The organism is Azospirillum sp. HJ39, assembly GCF_041507355.1.
In the GTDB taxonomy this organism is placed as follows: Bacteria; Pseudomonadota; Alphaproteobacteria; order Azospirillales; family Azospirillaceae; genus Azospirillum; species Azospirillum thiophilum.
The window spans coordinates 137,561-158,367 of sequence record NZ_CP167911.1; the positions used below are offsets into that span (position 1 = coordinate 137,561).

23 protein-coding genes and 1 tRNA gene are annotated in these 20,807 nt (G+C 68.0%); 15 read left to right on the plus strand and 9 right to left on the minus strand.

Features of this window, described 5'->3' with window-relative positions; all coding sequences use genetic code 11:
• Complete coding sequence (locus ABMY26_RS14120) at positions 1-768, minus strand: ABC transporter ATP-binding protein (RefSeq protein WP_372397897.1); 768 nt, start codon at positions 766-768, stop codon at positions 1-3.
• 142 nt (positions 769-910) lie between these two features.
• Between ABMY26_RS14120 and ABMY26_RS14125 the strand changes: the two genes are divergently transcribed.
• From ABMY26_RS14125 to thpR, 4 genes are read left to right on the plus strand one after another with little or no spacing between them, the layout of a single operon-like run.
• Positions 911-1,528 (plus strand): arylesterase, encoded by a 618-nt coding sequence (locus ABMY26_RS14125; protein WP_372397898.1) that lies wholly within the window; start codon positions 911-913, stop codon positions 1,526-1,528.
• Between the two features lie 8 nt (positions 1,529-1,536).
• Positions 1,537-2,688: an FIST N-terminal domain-containing protein gene (locus tag ABMY26_RS14130; protein ID WP_372397899.1), complete on the plus strand. Its 1,152-nt coding sequence runs from the start codon at positions 1,537-1,539 to the stop codon at positions 2,686-2,688.
• 29 nt (positions 2,689-2,717) lie between these two features.
• Entirely contained in the window at positions 2,718-3,761 is a 1,044-nt protein-coding gene (locus ABMY26_RS14135; RefSeq protein ID WP_372397900.1) for an NADP(H)-dependent aldo-keto reductase, read from the plus strand.
• A gap of 33 nt (positions 3,762-3,794) precedes the next feature.
• On the plus strand, positions 3,795-4,358 hold the full coding sequence (gene thpR / locus ABMY26_RS14140) for an RNA 2',3'-cyclic phosphodiesterase (RefSeq protein WP_372397901.1): 564 nt from the start codon (positions 3,795-3,797) through the stop codon (positions 4,356-4,358).
• 6 nt (positions 4,359-4,364) lie between these two features.
• Here the strand turns inward: thpR and ABMY26_RS14145 are convergent, their stop codons facing one another.
• The 3 genes from ABMY26_RS14145 to dnaK form a co-directional block, all read right to left on the minus strand.
• Positions 4,365-5,582: a diguanylate cyclase gene (locus ABMY26_RS14145; RefSeq protein ID WP_372397902.1), complete on the minus strand. Its 1,218-nt coding sequence runs from the start codon at positions 5,580-5,582 to the stop codon at positions 4,365-4,367.
• A 213-nt stretch (positions 5,583-5,795) separates the two neighbouring features.
• Positions 5,796-6,947 carry a molecular chaperone DnaJ gene (gene dnaJ, locus ABMY26_RS14150; protein ID WP_045581360.1) on the minus strand — a complete coding sequence of 384 codons (1,152 nt, stop codon included), beginning with the start codon at positions 6,945-6,947 and terminating at the stop codon, positions 5,796-5,798.
• A 147-nt stretch (positions 6,948-7,094) separates the two neighbouring features.
• The gene (gene dnaK / locus ABMY26_RS14155) at positions 7,095-9,011 is read right to left on the minus strand and encodes a molecular chaperone DnaK (RefSeq protein WP_372397903.1); all 1,917 of its coding nucleotides are present in this window, start codon (positions 9,009-9,011) and stop codon (positions 7,095-7,097) included.
• A 668-nt stretch (positions 9,012-9,679) separates the two neighbouring features.
• Between dnaK and ABMY26_RS14160 the strand changes: the two genes are divergently transcribed.
• On the plus strand, positions 9,680-9,883 hold the full coding sequence (locus ABMY26_RS14160) for a hypothetical protein (RefSeq protein WP_372397904.1): 204 nt from the start codon (positions 9,680-9,682) through the stop codon (positions 9,881-9,883).
• A gap of 24 nt (positions 9,884-9,907) precedes the next feature.
• On the opposite strand, the gene ABMY26_RS14165 is transcribed toward ABMY26_RS14160, so the two are convergent.
• From ABMY26_RS14165 to ddpX, 3 genes are all read right to left on the minus strand, one after another.
• Entirely contained in the window at positions 9,908-10,438 is a 531-nt protein-coding gene (locus ABMY26_RS14165; RefSeq protein WP_372397905.1) for a hypothetical protein, read from the minus strand.
• A 167-nt stretch (positions 10,439-10,605) separates the two neighbouring features.
• The gene (locus tag ABMY26_RS14170; RefSeq protein WP_372397906.1) at positions 10,606-11,649 is read right to left on the minus strand and encodes a polysaccharide deacetylase family protein; all 1,044 of its coding nucleotides are present in this window, start codon (positions 11,647-11,649) and stop codon (positions 10,606-10,608) included.
• Between the two features lie 212 nt (positions 11,650-11,861).
• On the minus strand, positions 11,862-12,410 hold the full coding sequence (ddpX, locus tag ABMY26_RS14175; protein ID WP_045581365.1) for a D-alanyl-D-alanine dipeptidase: 549 nt from the start codon (positions 12,408-12,410) through the stop codon (positions 11,862-11,864).
• Between the two features lie 177 nt (positions 12,411-12,587).
• Between ddpX and tsaB the strand changes: the two genes are divergently transcribed.
• Together tsaB and ABMY26_RS14185 are read left to right on the plus strand one after the other, a co-directional pair.
• Entirely contained in the window at positions 12,588-13,313 is a 726-nt protein-coding gene (gene tsaB, locus ABMY26_RS14180; RefSeq protein WP_372397907.1) for a tRNA (adenosine(37)-N6)-threonylcarbamoyltransferase complex dimerization subunit type 1 TsaB, read from the plus strand.
• Positions 13,310-13,816 (plus strand): GNAT family N-acetyltransferase, encoded by a 507-nt coding sequence (locus ABMY26_RS14185; RefSeq protein ID WP_372397908.1) that lies wholly within the window; start codon positions 13,310-13,312, stop codon positions 13,814-13,816. Before tsaB ends, ABMY26_RS14185 begins: the two co-directional genes overlap by 4 nt.
• A gap of 3 nt (positions 13,817-13,819) precedes the next feature.
• On the opposite strand, the gene ABMY26_RS14190 is transcribed toward ABMY26_RS14185, so the two are convergent.
• Positions 13,820-14,074: a sulfurtransferase TusA family protein gene (locus ABMY26_RS14190; protein WP_372397909.1), complete on the minus strand. Its 255-nt coding sequence runs from the start codon at positions 14,072-14,074 to the stop codon at positions 13,820-13,822.
• Between the two features lie 89 nt (positions 14,075-14,163).
• Here ABMY26_RS14190 and ABMY26_RS14195 point away from each other — a divergent pair, with 89 nt between their 5' ends.
• From ABMY26_RS14195 to ABMY26_RS14225, 7 genes are all read left to right on the plus strand, one after another.
• Positions 14,164-14,577, plus strand: a complete 414-nt coding sequence (locus ABMY26_RS14195; protein ID WP_014249126.1) for a MucR family transcriptional regulator — start codon at positions 14,164-14,166, stop codon at positions 14,575-14,577.
• Between the two features lie 314 nt (positions 14,578-14,891).
• Positions 14,892-15,776, plus strand: a complete 885-nt coding sequence (locus ABMY26_RS14200) for a GNAT family N-acetyltransferase (RefSeq protein WP_372397910.1) — start codon at positions 14,892-14,894, stop codon at positions 15,774-15,776.
• Positions 15,777-15,783: 7 nt separating this feature from the next.
• Positions 15,784-16,677, plus strand: a complete 894-nt coding sequence (locus ABMY26_RS14205) for a lysophospholipid acyltransferase family protein (RefSeq protein WP_372397911.1) — start codon at positions 15,784-15,786, stop codon at positions 16,675-16,677.
• A 47-nt stretch (positions 16,678-16,724) separates the two neighbouring features.
• Positions 16,725-16,798, plus strand: a tRNA-Gly gene (locus ABMY26_RS14210).
• A 200-nt stretch (positions 16,799-16,998) separates the two neighbouring features.
• Complete coding sequence (locus tag ABMY26_RS14215) at positions 16,999-17,274, plus strand: hypothetical protein (RefSeq protein ID WP_372397912.1); 276 nt, start codon at positions 16,999-17,001, stop codon at positions 17,272-17,274.
• A 688-nt stretch (positions 17,275-17,962) separates the two neighbouring features.
• Entirely contained in the window at positions 17,963-18,406 is a 444-nt protein-coding gene (locus tag ABMY26_RS14220) for a PA2169 family four-helix-bundle protein (RefSeq protein ID WP_372397913.1), read from the plus strand.
• A gap of 124 nt (positions 18,407-18,530) precedes the next feature.
• Positions 18,531-18,767: a hypothetical protein gene (locus ABMY26_RS14225; RefSeq protein ID WP_372397914.1), complete on the plus strand. Its 237-nt coding sequence runs from the start codon at positions 18,531-18,533 to the stop codon at positions 18,765-18,767.
• A 43-nt stretch (positions 18,768-18,810) separates the two neighbouring features.
• Here ABMY26_RS14225 and ABMY26_RS14230 read toward each other — a convergent pair whose 3' ends face one another.
• Complete coding sequence (locus ABMY26_RS14230; protein ID WP_372397915.1) at positions 18,811-18,999, minus strand: DUF1289 domain-containing protein; 189 nt, start codon at positions 18,997-18,999, stop codon at positions 18,811-18,813.
• Positions 19,000-19,146: 147 nt separating this feature from the next.
• On the opposite strand from ABMY26_RS14230, the gene ABMY26_RS14235 reads away from it, so the two are divergent.
• Positions 19,147-20,769: a hypothetical protein gene (locus tag ABMY26_RS14235; RefSeq protein ID WP_372397916.1), complete on the plus strand. Its 1,623-nt coding sequence runs from the start codon at positions 19,147-19,149 to the stop codon at positions 20,767-20,769.
• The last annotated feature ends 38 nt before the right edge of the window (positions 20,770-20,807 follow it).

A 20,807-nucleotide genomic window follows, 5' to 3' on the forward strand; every position in this document is an offset into this window, starting at 1 on the left:
TCATTCCCCCGCCGCCTGGAGGCGCGCACGCCTTGCCGCCTGCCCGTCGTCGGCGATGCGGCCGTCGGCAAGCCGCACCGTGCGGTCGCAGCGGGCGGCGAGGTTCGGATCGTGGGTGATGAGGACCAGCGTGGTGCCGCGGCGCTCGGCCAGATCGAACAGCAGCTTGACGATGGTGGCGCCGGTATCGATATCGAGGTTGCCGGTCGGCTCGTCGGCCAGCAGCAGAGAGGGTTCGGTGACGAAGGCGCGGGCAAGCGCGGTGCGCTGCTGCTCGCCGCCGGAAAGCTGGCCGGGATAATGGTGGACACGGTGGCCCAGCCCGACCGACTCCAGCCCGATGCGGGCGCGGTCGAAGGCGTCGGCCACCCCGGCGAACTCCAGGGGGATGGCGACATTCTCCAGCGCCGTCATCGTCGGCACCAGATGGAAGGCCTGGAAGACGATGCCGACATGCTGGCGGCGGAAACGGGCCAGCCCGTCCTCGTCCAGGTTCCCGAGATCCTGGCCGGCGACGCGGACGATGCCGCCGCTGGGCCGCTCCAGCCCGGCCATCACCATCATCATGGTCGACTTGCCGGACCCGCTGGGACCGACGACGCCGACCCGCTCCCCGGCCTCCACCTGAAGATTAACGCCCCGCAGGATGTTGACGGGTCCGGCACCGCTGTCCAATCTCAAGTGGACGTCGCCGAGATCCACGATGTTCTGGCCGGTGGATCGGGCGATGGATTTGGGCGACGTTGCAGAGGATTGGACTTTGGACATGCGAATCTCGCATAAGCGGAATGGACCATCGCCATATGGCACGACCCGACGCGCTTTCAACACGGCGTCCCTCGGGGCGTCCCTCAAGGCGGCCCTCAGGTCCGCCGCGGTGCTGGCCTTCACCCTTGCCGCAGGGGCATCGATGACCGTTCCGACGAGCGCCGCCGCCGCTCCGGTCAAGCTGCTGGCGCTGGGGGACAGCCTGACCGCGGGCTACGGCTTGGCCGAACCGCAGGGCTTCACCCGCCAGCTGGAAAAGGCGCTCGCCGGCAAGGGCTACAGCGTCACCGTCATCAATGCCGGCGTGTCGGGCGATACCACGGCGGGCGGCCGGGCGCGGCTGGACTGGGCGCTGGCCGACAAGCCCGACGCCGCCATCGTCGAACTCGGCGCCAACGACATGCTGCGCGGGCTCGACCCCGACCAGGCCAAGTCCAACCTCGACGCCATCCTGAAGACCCTGAAGGAGCGGAAGATCCCGACGCTGCTGGCCGGCATGTTCGCTTCGCCCAGCCTGGGCAAACCCTATACCGACAGGTTCAACGCCATCTATCCCGACCTGGCGAAGAGCTACGACCTGCCGCTCTATCCCTTCTTCCTCGACGGGGTGGCGCTGGACCGGACGCTGATCCAGCAGGACGGGCTGCACCCGAACGCCCAGGGCGTGGCGGTGATCGTGGAGCGCATCCTGCCCTCCGTCACCGCCCTGCTCGACGGCCTGCCCCAGATCCAGAAGAACACGGCAAAGACCGGAGGCTGAGACCGATCATGACCGTTACCCTCGACAGCGACATCCGCTTTCACGCCGCCTGCGCCGCCGGGGCGGAGTGGGGACCGACGGTCAAGGCCTGCCTCGACCGGCTGGGGCCGGTCGCCGGCTGCAACCTCGGCTTCCTCTACCTGACCGACGGGCTGGCGGAGCATGCGACCAGCATCGTCACCCTGCTGCGCGGCGTCACCGGCATCCGCAACTGGGTCGGCACCGCCGGTATCGGCGTGATGGCCAATGGGGCCGCCCTGTTTGACGAGCCGGGGCTGGCGATCATGGCCGCCCGCCTGCCGGAGGACGGCTTCCGCCTGTTCCCCACCGTCACCGACGGGCTGGAGCCGCTGCGCCGCAGTGCCGGCGGCTGGCTGGACAAGCATGGCGCGGCGCTGGCGCTGGTCCATGTCGACCCCCACCATCCAGACATGGCCGGGCTGGTGAACCGCCTGTCGGAGGAGGCGGGGGTCTTCCTGGTCGGCGGCCTGACCGCGTCGCGCGGGGAGTTCCCGCAGATCGTCGCCGGGGTCGAGGATGCCGATCCGGTCACCGATGGCGGCGTATCGGGGGTGTTGTTCGCGCCCAATCTTCCGGTTGCCACCGCCCACACCCAGGGCTGCCGCCCGATCGGGCCGACCCACACCGTCACCGCCAGCGACGACAACGTCATCCTGGAGATCGACGGCCGGCCGGCGCTCGACATCTTCAAGGAGGATATCGGGCCGGATCTCGCCGCCGATCTGCGGCAGGTCGCCGGACTGATCTGCGCCGGGTTGCCGATCGCCGGATCCGACACCCAGGATTATCTGGTCCGCGACCTGATCGCCATCGACCCGCGCGCCGGCTGGATTTCCATTGCCGAACGGGTGACGACCGGCCGGCCGGTGATGTTCACCCGCCGCGATCCCGACACCGCCGCCGCCGACATGCGCCGGATGCTGGACAGCCTCAAGAAACGGGTGAAGGCGACGCCGAAGGGGGCGGTGTATGTCAGTTGCATCGCCCGCGGCCCCGGCCTGTTCGGCGCCGCAAACGCCGAGCTGTCGATGATCCGCGAGACCTTCGGCGACATGCCGCTGGCGGGATTCTTCGCTTCGGGTGAGGTGTCCCACAACCGGCTCTATGGCTACACCGGCGTGCTGACGCTCTTCCTCTAAAAGATCATTTCGAATAAGGAACGTTCCGGATGCAGTATCGTCCGCTTGGCCGCACCGGCCTGTCGGTCAGCGCCATCGGCCTCGGCACCATGACCTGGGGCCGCCAGAACACCGAGGCCGAAGGCCATGCCCAGATGGACGCGGCGCTCGACCGCGGCATCACTTTCTGGGACACGGCGGAGATGTACGCCATCCCGCCCACCGCCGACACCTATGGCAAGACGGAGGAGGTGATCGGCAGCTGGTTCCAGGCGCGCGGCAAGCGCGACCAGGTGATCCTGGCCAGCAAGATCATCGGCGCGCCGGCCGGCGGCTTCGGCTGGGTGCGCGACGGCAAGTCGCGGCTGGACCGAGCCAACATCTTCGCCGCGGTCGAGGCCAGCCTGTCGCGGCTGAAGACCGACTATATCGATCTCTACCAGATCCATTGGCCCGACCGCGTGACCAACCGCTTTGGCGTGCGCACCTACCGGCACAAGCCGGAGCTGGACGATGTGCCGATCGAGGAGACGCTGGCGGCGCTGGCCGAGCTGGTCCAGGCCGGCAAGATCCGCCATGTCGGCCTCTCCAACGAATCGCCCTGGGGCGTCATGCGCTACCTGCGGGCCGCCGAGGTCGCCGGCCTGCCGCGCGTCGCCTCGATCCAGAACGCCTATAATCTGCTGAACCGGACCTTCGAGACCGGGCTGTCGGAGGTGGCGTTGCGCGAGGATGTTGGGCTGCTGGCCTATTCGCCGCTGGCCGCGGGCACGCTGACCGGCAAGTACCTGAACGGCGCCACCCCGCCGGGCAGCCGCCGCGCGCTCGACCACCGGCCGTCGCGCTATGCCACCGTCAATGCCGACGCCGCGACGGAGGCCTATCTGGACATCGCCCGCCGCCATGGTCTGGCCCCCAACCAGATGGCTATCGCCTTCACGGTGCAGCAACCCTTCGTCACCTCGTCCCTGATCGGGGCGACGACGATGGAGACGCTGATCTCCAACATCGACTCCATCGACCTGACCCTGTCGCCCGAGGTGCTGGCCGAGATCGATGCCGTGCACAACCGCATGCCGGATCCCTGTCCGTAAAGCGCTGGCAACGGCTTGCCCCGGAGGTGCCCCATGCTCCGCCTGTTCGTCGCCCTCGACCTGACGGAAGAGATCCGCCAGCGGCTCGCCGGACTGGCGGGCGGGGTTCCCGGGGCGCGCTGGACCGAGCCTGAAAACCTGCACCTGACCCTGCGCTTCATCGGCGAGGTGCCGGAGGATCAGGCAATGGACATCGACGCGGCGCTGACGGAGGTCCGGGCGCCGGCCTTCGCGCTGACCCTTGACGGGGTCGGCGTGTTCGGCAGCGGGCGCAGGGCGCGGATATTGTGGGCAGGGGTGGAGCGCGGCGCAGCGCTTGCCCATCTGCAGGCCAAGGTGGAATCGGCGCTGGTGCGCTGCGGCCTGCCGGCGGAGGAACGGAAATTCTCCCCCCACATCACGCTTGCCCGGCTGAAGGACGCGCCGGCCGACCGCATCGGCCGCTTCCTGTCCGACCGCGCCCTATTCCGCGCCGGTCCGATGCCGGTCGGGCATGTCACGCTCTACCGCAGCCATCCCGGCAATGGCGGTGCCGTGTACGAGCCCTTGCGGGAGTATCCGCTGGGCGGCGGCCCGGAGGAGGAGACAGCCGGTTGACGCCGGTCAGGCGACCAGGCCGTCCCGCGCTTCCCCGGAACCGGTTCCGGAACCCGGCTTGGATGCGATCCCCGCCCCGGCCCCGACCACGCGGTTCTTGCCCTCCTGCTTGGCCCGATACATGCGGTGGTCGGCCAGCTCGACCAGGGCCTCCCAGTCGGCGGGGCGGTCGGCGGTCTGCTCGGCGATGCCGATGCTGGCGGTCTGGAAGCTGCCGTCCGGCCGTTTGCCGAAGCCGGCCCGGCGCATCCGCTCCACCGCCATCATCGCGCCGTCCAGCGAGGTGTCGGGCATGATGACCAGGAATTCCTCGCCGCCCCAGCGGATCAGCGCGTCGGACTGGCGCAGCAGGCTGCGGATGGTGTTGGCGGCATGGCGCAGAACGCGGTCGCCCTCCTCATGGCCGAACCGGTCGTTGACCGCCTTGAAATCATCCAGGTCGACGAAGATCGCCGTGAGCGGCTGGGACGCCCGTTCGGCATGGGCGACCTGGAGTTTCAGCAACTCCTCGCCGATGCGGCGGGAGAAGGCGCCGGTCAGCGCGTCGTGCGCCGCCTGCTCCAGCAGCGCGATCATGAAATGCAGCTGGCTGATCGCCGCCAGCGTCGCCACCACCGCGATCAGCGCCAACAGCCACAGCGCGCTGATGTAGGACGGGAACGGCATCACCAGCGAGCCGTAGAAGCCGGCGGCGAGATGCGCGCCCAGCATCGGGGTGGCGAACAGCGCGCCTTCCAGCGCGGTCAGCGGAAAGACGCTGAGCCCCGCCACCATCACGAAGGGCAGGTAGCCGTAACCGGCGCTGACCGCGATGCGCAGGTCATCGACCCCCTGGTTGTACAGCAGCGGGTGCGAGATGGCGAAGAACAGCGTCGGGATCGCCAGCAATGCCGCCAGCCGCCACCAGGCGCAGGCCATGTCGTCGCAGGACCGGCGCTCGAAGGCCAGTGCCAGGAAGGCGGCGCTGGCGGTCAGGCGCAGCAGGATCAGCCAGACGGCGAGCGACCATTCGAAGACGGAAACGTCGATGACGATCCACAAGGGCGTCAGCACGCCGAACACCAGCGCAACCATGCGGACGCGCGACTGGATCATGGCGGCGCGGCGGCGCTGGAGGATCGGCGTGTGGCCGGCCGGCTGGATCAGGGTGGGCAGCTCATCGCCGCGCAGGAAGGCGGCGAGCAGGGCACCGAAAAGGGAGGCGAGAAGCCTGTCAGCCCGCATGCGGTCGCCCGTCCCCGGCACCGGCCGGGCATGTCGCCAAGGAATTAGCCATGATGGGTGATTACACGCGCATGACAGCCCCTTCAACGGCTTTCGCATGAAAAAGGGGGGGCATCCATCGAAAATCGCCCGAAGGCCGGCAGATGCGACAAAAAGTGACGGACGGCGCAACATCGCTACGCCGCCCGCTCCATTTCCGTCGGTGAAGGATCGTCAGTCCTTCAGGTCTTCCCACAGCTCCTTCACCTTGGCGAAGAAGCCTTCCGACTGCGGGTTCGATCCTTCCTTGGCGGCGCCCTCGAACTCGCGCAGCAGTTCCTGCTGGCGCTTGGTCAGGTTCACCGGGGTCTCGACCACCGCCTGGATGTACATGTCGCCGCGCTGGGCGCTGCGCAGCACCGACATGCCCTTGCTCTTGATGCGGAACTGGTGGCCGGACTGGGTGCCCGGCGGCACCGTCACCTTGGTGCGGGTGCCGTCGATGGTCGGCACCTCCACCGCTCCGCCCAGCGCCGCGGTGGTCATCGGGATCGGCACCCGGCAATGGATGTTGGTGCCGTCGCGCTGGAAGATCGGGTGCGGCGCGATGGCCAGGAAGATGTAGAGGTCGCCGGCCGGCGCCCCGCGCAAGCCCGCCTCACCCTCGCCCGCCAGACGGATGCGGGTTCCGTCCTCGACACCGGCGGGGATGTTGACCTGCAGGGTCTTCTCCTTGCGCAGCCGCCCGGAACCGCCGCAATTCTTGCAGGCGTCCTTGATGACCTTGCCGGCGCCATGGCAGCCGGGGCAGGTCCGCTCGATGGTGAAGAAGCCCTGCTGCGCCCGCACCTTGCCGTGCCCCTGGCAGGTCGGGCAGGTGATCGGCTGGGTTCCCGCCGCTGCGCCCGAGCCGTTGCAGCTGTCGCACTGCACGGTGGTGGGAACGCGGATGGTGGTCTGGGTGCCCTTGAAGGCCTCCTCCAGCCCGATCTCCAGATTGTAGCGCAGGTCCTGGCCGCGGCCGGACGCACCGCCGCCGCCGCGCCGGCCGCCCATGAACTCGCCGAACATCTCGTCGAAGATGTCGGCGAAGCCGCCGCCGCCGCCGAAGTCGAAGTTGAAGCCGCCGGCGCCTGCGCCCGCACCGGGACCGCGTCCGTTCTCGAACGCGGCATGGCCGAACCGGTCGTAGGCCGCGCGCTTCTGATCGTCCTTCAGGACCTCGTAGGCTTCGCTGATTTCCTTGAACTTCTGCTCGGCGTCCTTGTCACCCTGGTTGCGGTCCGGGTGGTACTGCATCGCCATCTTGCGATAAGCCTTTTTCAGCTCATCCGCGCTGGCGCTCTTCGCCACACCGAGCAGCTCGTAATAATCCTGTTTCGCCATGGGGGCCGACCGCCTTTGAGTCGTTCTGGTCCAAACTGTCCGCGTCGTGCCGGAACCTGAGCCCAGCATACCGAAGGCCCGCCGCCGGGGAAAGGCGGCGGGCCATCGATGCTCGCGTCAGATCCGTATCAAAAAGAAGCGCTGGCCTCAGGCCGACTTCTTCTTGTCGTCTTGGACCTCTTCGAAGTCGGCGTCGACGACGCCCGGCTCGTTCGGCTGGGCGCCCGGCGCCTCGCCGCCCGCAGCCGGGGCCTCGCCCTGGCCGGCCTTGTACATCGCCTCGCCCAGCTTCATCGACACCTGGGCCAGCGCCTCGGTCTTCGCCTTGATGCCTTCCAGATCCTCGCCGTCCAGCACCGACTTCAGTTCGGTCACGGCGGCTTCCGCGGCGGTCTTGTCGGAGGCCGGGATCTTCTCGCCGTTCTCCTTGATGGTCCGTTCGGTGGTGTGGATCAGGGCATCGGCGTGGTTGCGGGCGTCGACCAGCTCGCGGCGCTTCTTGTCCTCGGCCGAATGGGCCTCGGCGTCCTTGACCATCTTCTGGATGTCGGCGTCCGACAGGCCGCCCGACGCCTGGATGCGGATCTGCTGCTCCTTGCCGGTCGCCTTGTCCTTTGCCGTGACGCTGACGATGCCGTTGGCGTCGATGTCGAAGGTCACCTCGATCTGCGGCACGCCGCGCGGGGCCGGCGGGATGCCGACCAGATCGAACTGGCCCAGCGCCTTGTTGTCCTGCGCCATCTCGCGCTCGCCCTGGAAGACGCGGATGGTGACGGCGTTCTGGTTGTCCTCGGCGGTCGAGAAGGTCTGGCTCTTCTTCGTCGGCACCGTGGTGTTGCGGTCGATCAGGCGGGTGAAGACGCCGCCCAGCGTCTCGATGCCCAGCGACAGCGGGGTGACGTCGAGCAGCAGGACGTCCTTGACCTCGCCCTTCAGCACGCCGCCCTGGATGGCGGCGCCGATGGCGACCACCTCGTCCGGGTTGACGCCGCGGTGCGGCTCACGGCCGAAGAACTGCTTCACCGCGTCGATGACCTTGGGCATGCGGGTCATGCCGCCGACCAGGATCACCTCGTCGATCTCGCTGGCCTTCAGGCCGGCATCCTTCAAGGCCGCCTTGCAGGGCTCGATCGTGCGCTGCACCAGCTCATCCACCAGGGCTTCCAGCTTGGCGCGGGTCAGCTTGATGTTCAGGTGCTTCGGACCGGTCTGGTCGGCGGTGATGAAGGGCAGGTTGACTTCGGTCTGCGTGGTGGACGACAGCTCGATCTTCGCCTTTTCCGCGGCCTCCTTGAGGCGCTGGAGCGCGAGCTTGTCCCGGCGCAGGTCGATGCCCTGCTCCTTGTGGAACTCGTCGGCAAGATACTCGATGATCCGGCTGTCGAAGTCCTCGCCGCCCAGGAAGGTGTCGCCGTTGGTCGACTTCACCTCGAACACGCCGTCGCCGATCTCCAGCACGGAGATGTCGAAGGTGCCGCCGCCCAGATCATAGACCGCGACGGTGCCGGAGCCCTTCTTTTCCATGCCGTAGGCGAGCGCGGCGGCCGTCGGCTCGTTGATGATGCGCAGGACTTCCAGCCCGGCGATCCTGCCGGCGTCCTTGGTGGCCTGGCGCTGGCTGTCGTTGAAATAGGCCGGGACGGTGATGACAGCCTGGGTGACCTTCTCGCCCAGGTAATTCTCGGCCGTCTCCTTCATCTTGGTGAGGATGAAGGCGCTGATCTGGCTCGGGCTGTACTTCTTGGAGTGCGCCTCGACCCAGGCGTCGCCGTTGTCGCCGGAGATGATGCGGTAGGGAACCAGACCCTGGTCCTTCTTGGTCAGCGGATCGTCGAAGCGGCGGCCGATCAGACGCTTGATCGCGAAGAGGGTGTTTTCCGGATTGGTGACCGCCTGACGCTTGGCCGGCTGGCCGATCAGCCGCTCGCCGCCCTGGCTGAAGGCGACCATCGACGGCGTGGTGCGCGCACCTTCCGCATTCTCGATGACCTTGGCGCTGCCGCCTTCCATAACGGCGACGCACGAGTTCGTGGTGCCGAGGTCGATACCGATCACTTTGCTCATGTTCAGCCTCTTTCGTTCGGCAGATGCGTGGCGGCCCGTCTGGTCCGGCACCGCCGCGATCCCCATTGGGTCGGTGAAACGTCGGTGGAGCGCTTGAGGGTCTTGGCCCTAGGGGTCTAATCCATGGGGTCCGGCCCGTGCTGGCGGAGATATAGGCGGAGCCGTTTCGGGCTGCAACAGGGTGGCTGCCCTTTCGACCCGCAAAAGCGGGGAAAAGCTGTGCCGTCCGGTCCGGCGCATCATGCCCGCCCGATGGCAGGTCCGATGCCGGGCCCCTGCACCGGAATGGATGTGGCGAATGTGCTGCCGGTACAAACGAATACCGCCGTATTCAAAAACAGGATGATGAATATCCGGATATTCACCGCTTCTGATTCAACTCGTCACGTGTATTACAAGTCAATAATGGTTCGTGTATGAACTAACCGAGCGCATTAACTTTTCATTAACAAGCAACCGCGTGCAAGGCACTCTCCGGTCAATTCGGAGTTGTTGTAATTGTTCATGATCTGGCGAATCTAATAGTGAAAACCCAAAAGGAATATGCTATCTCCTTTTCGCAATGAGGAGTGACCGCAATGGGTCGGGCCAGCGACGTTTCATGCCGTCGTCGCCTCAGCTTGCGGTTCCGTGCAAAGCCGGCAGCACAGATGTGAAAGGGAAGCGCGATGATGGACGAACGACGCGACGTGGCCATGGCCATCAAGTCTTGCCTGGACAGCCTGTTGAGCGACGCGGCGCGTTGCGATCTGGATGACCTGGCGCGTTTCATCGGCCTCGCCGCGCTTGCCGCGGAAGAGGCGGCGGTCGCCCACGATCCCAAGACGATCCATCTGAAGGCGCTGATGGCCAGCGGCGCCGGTCACTGCTGACCGGCGTTTCCGCTATTTCGAGCGTTACAGTATTTCCGCGTTGCGGATGGCGTCGTCGATCCGGCCCAGCATCTCGGCGCAGGATTCGTCGCCATCCATCAACCCGGGCAACGCGAAGCTGAACATCGCGACCGCGGCTCCATCGGAACGGTTCGCTCCGACCAGCCACAGGTAATGTGTTTCGGCCCGGCCATCCTCCTGCGTGCGCATCATCGCCTGGGCGATCACCGCACCATCGGCCCGGCTTTCCACGGACCGGTCGCCTGCCCGCGGGTCCTGCGGCCGGACGAAACGCACTGCCATTTCCCGCAAGGTGCCGGCCACGCCGCCGGACTCAGGCCGCGGCACCACGCGGTCTGTCACGAGGCGCAGAACCCCGGCGGCCGGCGGGGGCGGACGGAAGGTACCGACGGGCTGGCCCTCATGTTCCTCCACATCCACAGCCCAGCCGGGCGGCAGGCGGAACCGCACCGTGTCGGCCCAGCCGATGTCGGAGCCTGTCCCGTCCGCTCCCCCAGCCGCTCCCCCACCAGCTCCAGGCGTGTCGTGCACCATCGCTCGCTCCCGCGGTTGCCGCGCGCCTCGCAGGGGCGCGCCAGGGCCGGCACCATAGGCGCCGGTACCGGTCCCGCCAATGCCATAGGCAGCATCCGGCGCCGCGATTTCACGCGATCCGCCAGAAACCGCCGCGGGAAACCAGCCGGAAGCCGCGCTTCAGGCCGTCATTCGGGGATCAGGAACTGCACGCCCAACCAGCGCCAGCGCCCGTCCGCGGTCGGCAGGGTGCAGTTGACACGGGCGCGGCCCGGTGGGAAGGCGTCCTTGATGCGGACTTCCACCCGGTCCTCGGCGATGCGCTCCAGTGCGGTGCGGCCCTGACCGGCGGCAAAGCAGGCCAGCTTGGAGCTGTCGCCCACCCCGTCGGCGATGGTGAAGCCCAGCGGCGGCGGGTTGACGGTGACCAGCGGATCGTCGGGCGTCAGGTCCGAAACCGGCAGCGGCAGGGCATTGGCCGCCAACTCGAACCGGTCGGCGCTGCCATAGGTTTCGTTCATGACGAAGCGCGGCAGTCCCCAGGGATCGGCTTGCGGATGCAGCACGCCCGATTGCTGGCCGAAGGCGGCGGCGAAGCCCTGGTCCATCACCAGCTGGCGCACGGCAAGCGAATATTCACCCTGCGGATAGGCGAAGACCGTGGGCCGCCGCCCCAGCTCCGTCTGGAACCGGTCGGACATCCGGCGCAGGTCGGCGGCCGCCTGATCGGGGCTGCGGGCGAGCATCGACTGGGTCGAGGTGCCGAGCGCGCCGATGGTGACGCCGGCCGCCGCCAGCTGCCGGATCTCCGTCCAGGTCATGTGGGCGGGGGAGCCGCGATCCACCGCGTCGGTGGCGACAAAGAGGGTGAAGGGCAGGCCGGCGGCCTTCAGCCGGGGCCATGCCTCGGTGTAGGCGGACCGGCTGGCCTCGTTGATGGTGATCGCGACCGTGCGGTCGGGCAGCGGCTTGCCGGTGCGCAACGCCTCCAGGATCGTCGGCAGCGGCAGGACGCGGTACTCGCCGTCGGTCAGCTCGTCCAGATGTGCCTCGAACTGGTCGATGCGGATGCTGATGGATGGATTCTGGTCCTCGCCGAAGCGATCATAGGCGAAGACGACCGCGCTGGCGCCTGTCGGAGAGGCGGCGGCGGCCCGAGACGCCGGCGCGAGCACGGTCCAGACGGACAGCGCGGCGGCGGCAAGAACCCTGACGGCACGACGGAACGGCATGGCGGCCTGTGGAAACGGCTGGCCGGGGCGACCTCCGTCCCGACGCAAAGGATGTGCCATACTCCCCGCCGCTCGAACAAGCGCGGACCGCCGCTTTCCGGCTAAGGGCTGCGATGCGATGCGCGCGTGCAACAATGGAATGCCGCCACGACAGGAAACGGCCTGCTGTCCGCTGCCCGACGGCCCCTTTCCGGCGAGATCGGGGAGCGGTCCTACATCAGCCGCCCGCCCGCGGCGGCATCGGTCAGCAACGGGTAGCGTTCGGCATCCGGCAGCTGGTAGTGCCACCATTCCGATGGGTAATGCTCCCAGCCGGCGGCGGTCATCACGCCCAGAAGCAGGGCGCGGTTGCGCTGCTGGTCCGCCGTCAGGTCGCTGCGGCCATGGTGGGACCGCTCGGTCATCGCATCGAACCCGGTCCCCATGTCCAGCGGCGTGCCGGCGGCGTCGACCAGCGTCAGGTCGATCGCCACGCCACGGGTGTGGTTGGAGCCCAGCCGCGGGTCGGCGATGTAGGTCGGGTCGGGAAAGGCGTGCCAAAGCCGCCATTGCGCCTCGGCCGGGCGGAAGGCATCGTACACCCGCAGCCGGCAGCCGATGCCGCGCGCCAGCCGGATGGCGTCGGCCAGCCGGCGGGCGGCGTCGGGATGCAGCAGGCACACGGGCGCGCGGTAGATCGGGGCGCCCGACAGGTTGTCGGCGGTGGCGTAAAGCAGCTCCAGATCGATGTCGAATGCCGGAGGCACGATTTCGGTCAGCATGGAATGGGCAGCCGTCGGCGTATTTATCAGGATGGCCGTCGTCTAGCATGGCTGCGGAGCCTTCTGCCACGGTCGCGGGGCTGCCATGCCCGCCGCGGGCTGCGCTGTGGGATTGTGCCCGGTCCGGGATCTGTGATGAAGGGATGCCGCGGTTTGAGCGTTCGGGAAGATGGGGCGATGAAGGTATTGGGTCTGGATACGGCGACGTCCGGCTGTTCGGCCGCTCTGTGGGAGGGGGCTGCCGAGGACGCCGGGCAGGGACGATCCGCGCGGGTGACTGTGCGGCGCAGCGCCCCGATGGCGCGCGGACAGGCGGAGGTGCTGGTGCCGCTGGCGCAGGAGGTGCTGGCGGAGGCCGGCGCCGGCTTCGCCGATCTCGACCGCATCGCCGTCACCGTCGGACCCGGCGCCTTCACCGGGCTGCGCATCGCGCTGGCCGCGGCGCGCGGTATCGCCGTCGCCCGGGACATCCCGGTGGTCGGCATCACCAGCTTCGACGCCATCGCCCATGGCGTGCCGGAAACGGAGCGCGCCGGCCGTCCTCTGCTGGTCGCCGTCGACAGCCGGCGGGCCGAACCCTTCCTGCAGCTCTACGACGGGGCGCTGGCGCCGCTGGGCGACCCGGCGATGCCCGACCCGGCGGCGATCCCCGGCTGGCTCGCCGCGCTCTGCCCGCCCGGACCGCTGCTGCTGGCCGGCGATGCCGCCGCGGCGCTGGCGCCGCTGTTGGCCGGCCGCGCGGAACTGGCGCTGGCCGCCGGCGACGGACTGCCGGATGCCGCCGTGGTGGCCGCGCTGGGAGCCCGCCGCCCGGCAGGGCTTCCGGTCGACCCCTTCTACCTGCGTCCGCCCGACGTCACGCTGCCGAAAGCGGGTGCGCAAGGCGGGAGAGCCGGGGCATGAGCGCCCATTCCGTCCCTGCCCCTGCCCCGCTCCCCTGCCCCGCCGTCGTCCGTCTTCATTGCGCCGGTCCACTGGAGGCCGCGGTGGTGGCGGCCCTGCAGCGGGCCTGCTTTCCGGAAGACCCATGGGACGACGCCTCGGTCGCCACCCTGACCGCCCCACCCACCGGCTTCGCCGTCATCGCGCTTGATGGGCAGGAGCAGCCGGTCGGTTTCGCGATGGCCCGTGTCACGGCGGAGGATGCGGAAATCCTTGCCATCGGCGTGCTGCCGCAGGCCCGGCGGGGCGGCATCGGCCGGCGGCTGGTCGAGGCGGTTGCTGACGGTTCGCGTGGACGGGGAGCGACTGCACTGTTTCTTGAAGTCGCCGAAGACAACCAAGAGGCTTGGACTCTATACAAGGTCTGCGGCTTCTTTTCGGTCGGCCGACGTCCCGGATACTACAGACGGCGCGATGGCCGGGTTGCGGCGCTTGTCCTGCGCCGCAATCTCGACGGGGCATAGGGGTTAATTTTTCCGCACGATCAGGCGGTGGATGCCCTCCGGTTCATCCTTTCGTTCGGGTTGGACAGACAGAATGCTGTGCCCCAATTCCAACAAGGATCGTGGAACATTTTCCAAGGGTTCACCCGCATTCAGCCGGACTTCGAGGGTCTGCCCCGCGTCCATCCGTTCCACCATCAACTTGGTCTTGACGAAGGTTAACGGACAAACCTGCGAGGTGATGTCGAGAAACAAGTCTGTGGAGCTTTTTTCAGCCACCGATTCCTCTTTGTTTCAAAGGATGGATATTGCACGCGGCAGAAAACCTCTTTATATGGAGAGGTACGAATGCCGCGGAGCAAGCTTACATGAGCAACGGGTCCCCTTCCAACGCGCTGTTGTCTCTGACCACGGAGATCGTGGCGGCGCATGTCTCCAACAATACAGTCGCTCTGACCGATCTTCCGACACTGATCGAACAGGTCTACAAGTCGCTGGCCAACGTCGGCACCGAACCGGTGGTGGCGGAAGAGCGGCCGCAGCCGGCCGTGCCGATCAAGAAGTCGGTCACGCCCGACTATATTGTGTGTCTGGAAGACGGCAAGAAGCTGAAGATGCTGAAGCGCCATCTGAAGACGGCGTACAATATGACCCCAGAAGAATATCGCGATCGCTGGGGCCTGCCGGCCGACTACCCGATGGTGGCGCCGAACTATGCCCGCCAGCGCAGCTCGCTGGCCAAGCAGATCGGCCTCGGCACCCGCGCCCGCCGCGGCGCCTGAGCTTCGAAGCCGGCCGCCAGGGGCGGCTGCATGGCGGCCGGGCTCCGGAACGGGTTCCTTGCTCCATGCCCGCTTCCCGCCCGCCGCGACTTCCGGCGGGCTTCCGGCTGTTGAGGCATCCCGTGCGGCAGCATGCCTTGCGTGGCGGCAGGCATGACCGGATCGAGACGCTGCATGATGCCGGTTGACCGGCAACCGGCGGATCGTGTTATGCCTTGCGTTGCGTGCGACGAAGATCGTTCCGACGCGGCCGCCCCGGCCCGGCGGCGGCCGGCGTGGCGCATCGTCCCGAACCATCGCAGCGGACCGTCGACATGGCTGATGCAAGCTTGGACCAGCCGGACCTGACCCGGACGAGCCCTGAGCGTGGCGAGGAGTCCGTACCGGAGGCTCTTGGCGCCAAGGTGACGGACGGCATCCGGCTGGGCACCCTGGAGGTGCGGCTGGCGCAATCCGCTGCTGAGATCGACTGGGCGCAGGCTTTGCGCTATCGCGTCTTCTACGAAGAGATGGCAGCGGTCCCCTCTCCGGCGATGCAGGCTGAGCGCCGGGATTTCGACGATTACGACGGCGTTGCCGACCATCTGCTGGTCATCGACCACGCCCGCGGCAACGGTCCCGACATGGTGGTCGGCACCTACCGCCTGATCCGGCGGCCGGCCGCCGAAAAGGTCGGGCGCTTCTATTCCAGCGACGAGTACGACATCGGCCCGCTGCTCGCCTACCCAGGCGAGATCCTGGAGCTGGGGCGGTCCTGCGTCGATGCCGGCTACCGCTCGCGCGGCAGCATGCAGCTGCTGTGGCAGGGCATCGCCGCCTACGTCTTCCAGCATGACATCGCCCTGATGTTCGGCTGTGCCAGCCTGCCGGGTACCGATCCCGATGCCCTGGCCGAGCCGCTGGCCTACCTGCACCATCATCATCTGGCCCCGCCGGATCTCCGGGCGAGGGCGCTGCCGGAGCGCTATGTGTCGCTCGACCGGATGGAGAAGGACCGCATCGACCCGAAGCGGGCATTGAACGTGTTGCCGCCGTTGATCAAGGGCTATCTGCGCCTGGGCGGCTTCATCGGCGACGGCTCGGTCATCGACCACCAGTTCAACACCACCGATGTCTGCATCGTCGTGAAGACCGATCTGATCACCGACAAGTATTTCAAGCATTACGAACGTCGCAGCCGCGACAGCCAAACCGGCTGAGGGCGTCATGAACCGAACCGCGCGCGCCCTCGGCTCGTCCGGACGCGGGGCCTTGCGCCTGACGCTGTACCTGTTGTGGACGCTGCTGCTGATCCCGCTCCAGGCGTTGGCGGTTGCGCGGGGCTGGCGGCTCTGCCGCACCCTGCCGCCCTTCTATCACCGGATCTGCACCCGGTTGATGGGGCTGGACGTGGTGGTGCGCGGCGAGCGGGCGGCCGGGGGGCCGGTTCTGTTCGTGTCCAACCATTCCTCCTACCTGGACATCACGGTGCTCGGCTCGCTGATCCCGGGGTCCTTCGTCGCGAAGACGGAGGTCGGGAGCTGGCCCTTCTTCGGCCTGCTTGCCAAGTTGCAGCGCACGGTCTTCGTGGAGCGCAAGGCGCGCTCGACGGTCGACAAGCAGCGCGACGACATGGGTGGGCGGCTCGATGCCGGCGACAGCCTGATCCTGTTTCCGGAGGGCACTTCGAGCGACGGCAACCGCACCCTGCCCTTCAAGACCGCCCTGTTCGCCGTCGCCGCCCGGCGCATCGACGGCCGTCCTCTGACGGTGCAGCCGGTCAGCATCGCCCCCACCCGGCTGGACGGCATCCCGATGGGCATTGCCTTCCGCCCCTTCTATGCCTGGTACGGCGACATGGATCTGGTGCCGCACCTGTGGCAGGCCTTCCGCCTGGGCGGCATGACGGTGGAGGTGGAGTTCCATCCGCCGGTGACCATCGACGGCTTTTCCAGCCGCAAGGCGCTGGCCGACCATTGCCAGCGCGTGATCAGCCTGGGTGTGGCCCGCGCCATATCCGGCCGTACCGACGTTCAGCCCCCTGCCAACGGAGCCGCGCCGCCCGCTCCCGCTCCCACTTCCGCTGAGCCCGCCAGGGATCCGGCGCACGGGAGTGCTTGATTCGGCTCTTGTATCCGCCGCGCCGGTCGCCTATAAACAGCGGGCGCGCGGGTGTAGCTCAATGGTAGAGCAGAAGCTTCCCAAGCTTACGACGAGGGTTCGATTCCCTTCACCCGCTCCAAATGCCGCGCTGGCCTGTGGCTTTTCCCTTCTCTTGAAATTTGATGATGAAAAGAGCGGTTTGCGTCGATGGGCGTGAATGGGCGCTCTCTTTTGCGTTGGCGTATCTCCGATGGGGCGGTTGCCGGGGTGGGCAGGATCCCTGAGGCTGAGTGGGGTCGTCCGCCATCCGGAAGGCCGCCATCCGGAAGGGAAACACCCATGCCGCCCATCGAACGAGCCCGACGCCTGAGCCGGTCCCTGCAGGCGCGCTTCCGCATCGACCTGTTCTCGGCCCTGGTGGAACGGGATTTCGAACGGCGGCTGGCGGAAGTCATCCTGGAGGCCGAGCGCGAGGCGTATCGGCGGGGATGCGAGGCGGCCTTGGCCGGAATGGCCGGCTCCGCCGCTGCTGATCCCGGGGAGGATGCGGCGGTCAATCCATCTCCGGCAATGGACAAGGGTGCGCGGGCGGCTGGGACGCCCATGACCATGTGAGGCCGGCCCGTTCGGCGCAGCCGTAATGCCAGGGGCGCTGGTCGCCGTGCCCGGCCCAATGTGGGTCGCCGGCACGGATCGGCCGCCCGCAGCCACAGCAGGGCGGGCCACTCCGCCCGGTCCGTCCGCCTGATGCGCGCACCGCCCCGGTCTTCGCACGCTTTGCTTCCCATCCCAGGGACGCGGGATGCCGTCCATACAGCGCCATTCTTGAATTCCCCGTTTTCGATGATCCCCCGATCTCGACCCGAGCGCATCGATGACAATGCGTTCGTGGCGGAGCGAGAATGCCTACGCTAGGCCATATTGCCAACGGCAAGGATGGGCAGGATCCAACCCGAAATCGCCTATCCGGTTCGGTATCGGGCGGTGTCTTCCTGTGCCCGGATCCGGAACGGGCCGACAGTAAAAGCAATAATCATGGCGTCGTTTGTGCGACCTCCTGCGATCGATCGGTCCGGCTGTCGAAGATCCGGCTTCGGTCGTCTTTCGGTCCTTTTCCGGTCATACAGTTGTCGCCACCCGGTCGACAGCTCCGGTCTTGCGCCCGTCCGGCCCCCTGTCCCGGCCGCTCCCGCCGCGTGGCGAAGGCCGGGCCTGTCCCGATTGCCCCCGGCGGCCGGCGGGAACATTCGGGCCGGCGTCCGGGTTGTGGCAACGACGGGGATGCATGGGAGGACCTGCCGCTATGGAAAAAGACGCGATCGTCGATACGCTCAACGATCTGATCCGCATCGTCGAGGACAGCCACGAAGGCTACCGGCAGGCGGCGGAGTCCGCCGAGGACGATGACCTGAAGGCCTTGTTCAACGATCTTGCCGCACAGCGCGGCTCCATCGTGCGCGAGATCCAACGGCTGGTGGCCGAACAGGGCGGGGCACCCGACATGGGCGGCACCATGATGGGCGGAGCCCACCGCTTCTTCCTCGGGTTGAAGTCGGCTGTTCTCGGCCATGACCGCGCCGCCATCATCGCCGAGGTCGAGCGCGGCGAGACGGAGTGCCTGCGCCGCTATGACGAGGCGATGGCGAGGGAGCTTCCCCTGCCCATTACCGCGGTGATCGCCCAGCATCTCGACCGCATCCGGGTCGACCGTGATCGCATGGCGGCCCTGCGCGGGGTGGTGGCGTGATGGTGCGTCGCAGCATTGCGGGGGGTTCGGAGCGGGCGTAGGCTTTCCCGGTGTGGTCCTGCCACAGCACCACCGCCCATCCGGCTTTGGTGGCCGGATGCCGGTTCCACCTGGACATGGATTGATGAACAGCGACAAACCGAACACAGACCCGGTCGCCAACGAACTGGTCACGAAGGGCGCTTTCGCCCTCTACCACGCCGAAAACGCCCACCGCGTGGCCGAGTTCAAGAAGTCCAAGAATGCCGAAGCGGCGATCGCTGCCGATTTCGACGCCTACCGCTCCCGCTATCTGCGGAAGTTCAGGGATGTCTTCGACAGCCTGTCCGAACAGGGCCTGACCGTCACCCGCGCGGTGTGACCCCGGGGCCGGGCTCGCCGGTCCGGCCTCATTCGTCCCGACCTCAGTCGCCCTGACGTCCCGGCTCCCCGATCCCCGCCGCCGCTCGGCGCCGGTCCGCCGCGGCCAGCACCGCGAGGCGTCCGGCGGGGTCGAGCCCCCTCCAGGCGATGATGTCGTCGAGCTTGCGGTAACAGCCGACGCAGACGTCCGACAGGTCCAGCGTGCAAAGCCGGATGCAGGGGGATGGCACAGGGTCTCCGGGCGGCGTTTCAGGCGGTGCTTGCATCATGGCGCAACTGTGCCAAAGAGCGAGCCGCCGCGGCAAGCCCTCCGCACCCGGTTCGAAATCGAATGGGAAAGCGGCTGGCTGGCCGCTATACTGTGCGGCATGGCCCGCATGCTGTTCCTTCGCGACATCGACGCCGACGTGCAACTGCGCTGTTGCGCCTGCGGGCATGGCGGCGTGCTGCCCCGTGCAATGCTGGAACGGCGTTTCGGCCCCAACTATCCGGTGCTGTCGATCGCGCCGCATTACCGCTGCTCGCGATGCGACTCCCGCGACACCGAAAGCCGGCCGATCGTGGCCGAATCACCGGCCGCGGCGAACGGGGAGCCGTCCTTCGACGCTCCACTGGCGGCGCTGAACGGGCTGCTCGCATCGCTGCGCGGCGGGCCTGGGAATGCCGAACCGGAGGCGCCGCGCGGCAAGCCGGGCCACCCGCTGTCGAACCTTCCACTGTCCGATCTGGTCGCCGACGGTCCGGCCGGGGATGGGGCCGATCCGCTGTGGGAACCCGTCTCGCTGGCCGACATGGCGGCCCGCCTGGGGGATGCCCGGCCCTCCGACGAGGATGCGGCGGGTTGGGACGATCTCCCGGCCGAGGCGCCCGTCCGGCGCATCTCGAAGGCCGCCGCTGCCGCTGCCGCCGACGAGGACGAGGCACTGACGGCGATGCGCCGGTTGCTGGATCAGGCCGATTGGGCGGACGAAGCCCCGGAAGAGAGGGACGCCGGACGCAACGGCCCGCGGATGCCGGACGCCGCTGATGGCCCCTTCGACGATGGGGTATCCGATGGCGAGGATGCCGGTGAGGAACCGCCAGCGGCATTTTCGCACAAGATGCTGGTGCGCAACGATTTCGAGGATGAAGCAGCGGACGAGGACTTCGCTTCCTGGCGGAGCATCGTCGCTGGCGGGGTCCCGGACGAACCGGAAATGGACGATCCGGAGGACGATCCGGAGGACGAACACGGCGACGACGGATACGGCGAGGATGAGCCGTCCGACGACGACATCCTGTCCTTCGCCATCCGCGACCCGGAAAGGCCCGCGCCGCGCCCGGACGGGCCGGTGGGAAGGCCGCCTGCGCAGCGACCCCACGCCAGTGAACCGCTCGACTTCGACCAGCACCGCGCCGAACGTCGCGCGCAGCGCCCGCCCCCGCCACCCGAGGACGAGGGCGGCTTCGACCGGACACTGGCGGCACTGAGGTCGATGATCGAGGATGCGGCGAACGATCCCGACGACGAGGCGCCTCCCATGCCGCGCAAGACGCGTGGTGCCGGGAAGGCGGCCGATAAGACAGCCGGAAAGGCGGCTGGCCGGGGAGAGGCTGATCGGGAGGACGGGGAAAGCCTGCGGCCCGGCCGGGATGCCGCCGAAGATGGCCGGCCGGTGGCGAAGGCCGATCCGGAACCGGAGGAGCCCTCCCCGGAGCCGGCACCGTCCGGCCGCCGTTCCGCCCAGGAACGCGAAATCGAAGAGGCGATGAGGGCTCTGCGCGGGCTGATCGAGGAAGAGATGCCGCTGGAACTGCCGGCACCATCGCCGCCGCCGCCGCCGGCACCGTCGAAAGCCCGGACCGGCAAGCAGCGTCCACCGGCCCTCCCCGAGCCGACGATGACGGAGGACGATGTTCCGCCGCATGACGGCAAGCCGGCCGCCGAACCGACTCCCCTCAGCAAGACCATCGCCGCCCTGCGCGGCATGCTGGAACTGGACGGCCGCCGCAAGCGGTGACGCCGGCCGGCGCCGGCTGCGGTTCCCTGCAAGGTCTG

What these genes read in the sequence shown, in the direction of transcription:
- ABMY26_RS14120 (WP_372397897.1), bottom strand. Translation starts at nt 768, where the DNA reads ATGTCCAAAGTCCAATCCTCTGCAACGTCGCCCAAATCCATCGCCCGA.
- ABMY26_RS14125 (WP_372397898.1), top strand. Translation starts at nt 911, where the DNA reads ATGACCGTTCCGACGAGCGCCGCCGCCGCTCCGGTCAAGCTGCTGGCG.
- ABMY26_RS14130 (WP_372397899.1), top strand. Translation starts at nt 1,537, where the DNA reads ATGACCGTTACCCTCGACAGCGACATCCGCTTTCACGCCGCCTGCGCC.
- ABMY26_RS14135 (WP_372397900.1), top strand. Translation starts at nt 2,718, where the DNA reads ATGCAGTATCGTCCGCTTGGCCGCACCGGCCTGTCGGTCAGCGCCATC.
- thpR (WP_372397901.1), top strand. Translation starts at nt 3,795, where the DNA reads ATGCTCCGCCTGTTCGTCGCCCTCGACCTGACGGAAGAGATCCGCCAG.
- ABMY26_RS14145 (WP_372397902.1), bottom strand. Translation starts at nt 5,582, where the DNA reads ATGCGGGCTGACAGGCTTCTCGCCTCCCTTTTCGGTGCCCTGCTCGCC.
- dnaJ (WP_045581360.1), bottom strand. Translation starts at nt 6,947, where the DNA reads ATGGCGAAACAGGATTATTACGAGCTGCTCGGTGTGGCGAAGAGCGCC.
- dnaK (WP_372397903.1), bottom strand. Translation starts at nt 9,011, where the DNA reads ATGAGCAAAGTGATCGGTATCGACCTCGGCACCACGAACTCGTGCGTC.
- ABMY26_RS14160 (WP_372397904.1), top strand. Translation starts at nt 9,680, where the DNA reads ATGATGGACGAACGACGCGACGTGGCCATGGCCATCAAGTCTTGCCTG.
- ABMY26_RS14165 (WP_372397905.1), bottom strand. Translation starts at nt 10,438, where the DNA reads ATGGTGCACGACACGCCTGGAGCTGGTGGGGGAGCGGCTGGGGGAGCG.
- ABMY26_RS14170 (WP_372397906.1), bottom strand. Translation starts at nt 11,649, where the DNA reads ATGCCGTTCCGTCGTGCCGTCAGGGTTCTTGCCGCCGCCGCGCTGTCC.
- ddpX (WP_045581365.1), bottom strand. Translation starts at nt 12,410, where the DNA reads ATGCTGACCGAAATCGTGCCTCCGGCATTCGACATCGATCTGGAGCTG.
- tsaB (WP_372397907.1), top strand. Translation starts at nt 12,588, where the DNA reads ATGAAGGTATTGGGTCTGGATACGGCGACGTCCGGCTGTTCGGCCGCT.
- ABMY26_RS14185 (WP_372397908.1), top strand. Translation starts at nt 13,310, where the DNA reads ATGAGCGCCCATTCCGTCCCTGCCCCTGCCCCGCTCCCCTGCCCCGCC.
- ABMY26_RS14195 (WP_014249126.1), top strand. Translation starts at nt 14,164, where the DNA reads ATGAGCAACGGGTCCCCTTCCAACGCGCTGTTGTCTCTGACCACGGAG.
- ABMY26_RS14200 (WP_372397910.1), top strand. Translation starts at nt 14,892, where the DNA reads ATGGCTGATGCAAGCTTGGACCAGCCGGACCTGACCCGGACGAGCCCT.
- ABMY26_RS14205 (WP_372397911.1), top strand. Translation starts at nt 15,784, where the DNA reads ATGAACCGAACCGCGCGCGCCCTCGGCTCGTCCGGACGCGGGGCCTTG.
- ABMY26_RS14215 (WP_372397912.1), top strand. Translation starts at nt 16,999, where the DNA reads ATGCCGCCCATCGAACGAGCCCGACGCCTGAGCCGGTCCCTGCAGGCG.
- ABMY26_RS14220 (WP_372397913.1), top strand. Translation starts at nt 17,963, where the DNA reads ATGGAAAAAGACGCGATCGTCGATACGCTCAACGATCTGATCCGCATC.
- ABMY26_RS14225 (WP_372397914.1), top strand. Translation starts at nt 18,531, where the DNA reads ATGAACAGCGACAAACCGAACACAGACCCGGTCGCCAACGAACTGGTC.
- ABMY26_RS14235 (WP_372397916.1), top strand. Translation starts at nt 19,147, where the DNA reads ATGCTGTTCCTTCGCGACATCGACGCCGACGTGCAACTGCGCTGTTGC.